Here is a 1,770-nt window from a genome sequence, read left to right on the forward strand (position 1 = left end):
GTGTGGATTATCGAGAGTCGAGAAAGACTCCGGATTTTGGAGAGGTGATGAGCGAAAACCCGCTTGAAATGCAGGCCGTTACGAAACGATTTGGCTTCTTCACGGCTGTCAAAAATCTCAGCCTGACGGTTCCGACGGGATCAATTGTCGGCTTCCTCGGCCCGAATGGCGCCGGCAAGTCGACAAGCCTGCGTATGGCGCTGGGCGTGCTGAGCCCGGATCAGGGCGAGGTTCGCCTGTTCGGAGGCCCGCCCAATATTCAGACGCTCAAGCGTGTCGGGTTCCTGCCGGAAGAGCGCGGCCTTTACAAGAAGATGAGCCCGCGCGCCATCATCTCCTATTTTGCACGCCTGAAAGGCATGAGCGCCAGCGACAGCCGCAAGCGCGCCGACGAGCTGCTCGAAGTCATGGGGCTGGAAAATTTTGGCCGCCAGCGCATTTCCAAACTCTCCAAAGGCATGGCGCAGAAGGTCCAGATCCTCTCAGCGCTGGCCCACAGGCCTGAATTTCTGATCCTCGACGAACCCTTCTCCGGCCTCGATCCGGTCAACCAGCAGGGGCTCGAGGACATGATCATCGAGGAGCACAAGCGAGGCGCGACGATCCTGTTCTCCACCCATGTCATGGAGCATGCCGAGCGGCTCTGCGATTCCATTGTCATGATGGCGCGCGGGCGCAAGGTTTTCGATGGCACGCTGGACGAGGCCTTCGGCGCGCTCGGCCGGGCGGCGCTTATCGGTGTCGAGGATGGCTTTGACCTGCACAGCGCCATTGCGCCGAAGGGCTTCGCCGAGAATGAAAAACTGGACGGGTACTGGCGTGTTTCTCTGCCGCCCGGACGCGATGCGCAGGACGCCCTGCGCGCTGCGATTGAAGCGGGCGCCCCGATTACAAGTTTCCGCCCCGAAGATGCGCGCCTGCGTGATGTCTTCGTCTCGCTGGTCTCCGATGCCGAGGCTGAGGATCTGAAACAGACGCTCGCAACGGGAGCCAAGGAGGCCGCGGCATGATAAGGTCGATCTATCTCGTCGCGCGCCGCGATTATCTTGGTTATGTGCAGGCCTGGGGCTTCTGGCTCGGCCTCCTGCTCACACCCGTCCTGATGGGCGTCGGCATGATGGCGCCGACCTGGGCGGCCAATTCGCAGCCGACGCGCTATTATACCGTCATAGAACAGGGCAGCGACTTTACCGACGCCCTGCGCGGCGAGCTTCAGCAGGACCGGCTGATGATGGCGCGGATGACGCTTGACCCCGGCATCATGATGAATGGTGAGCCCAACGCTGCGGTGCAGGCCTTCGACAACGCGATTGAGCGCGGCCTCAGCGTTGATGAAGCGCTCGACGAAGCCGGCGGCGCGCAGGTCAGCCTGCCACAGTCCGATTTCATCGCCGTGCCGCCGCCGGCCGAGACCGAAGACGCGATCCGGCCCTATCTTCTGGGCGACGCCCTAGTCGAAACCGCGAACGGGCCTCAGCCGCTCTTTGCCGCGATCTTCGTGCCCGAGGGCGATGGCGAGATCGAGTATTGGAGCGAGAATGTCACGACTGATGCCTTGCTCAACCGGGTCCGGGCAGCAGAGCGCAATCTTACCGAGCGCAGGGTGTTTGAGGCGGCCGGTGTCAGCCCGCGTATTCTGAGCGAGGCGGAAAACCAGAGGCGTCAAATTACCGAACGCCGCGCAAGACCGGCGTCTTCGGATTCAGGCTCTCAAGTCACCATGGCCGACAAGGCGCCCTTCTACGCGGCGGTGTTCATGGCCTTCCTGCT

1 protein-coding gene and 1 pseudogene are annotated in these 1,770 nt (G+C 62.2%); both read left to right on the forward strand.

Annotated features, from left to right (window positions below; genetic code table 11):
* A partial coding sequence (locus tag WA989_RS11360; protein ID WP_424340616.1) for an ABC transporter ATP-binding protein occupies positions 1 to 1,010 on the forward strand: 1,010 nt, incomplete at its 5' end.
* A pseudogene (locus tag WA989_RS11365) lies at positions 1,007 to 1,770 on the forward strand (hypothetical protein); the annotation flags it as partial. The gene WA989_RS11360 and the pseudogene WA989_RS11365, both read left to right, overlap by 4 nt.

It is taken from the genome of Henriciella sp. (assembly GCF_049649345.1).
Lineage (GTDB): Bacteria > Pseudomonadota > Alphaproteobacteria > Caulobacterales > Hyphomonadaceae > Henriciella.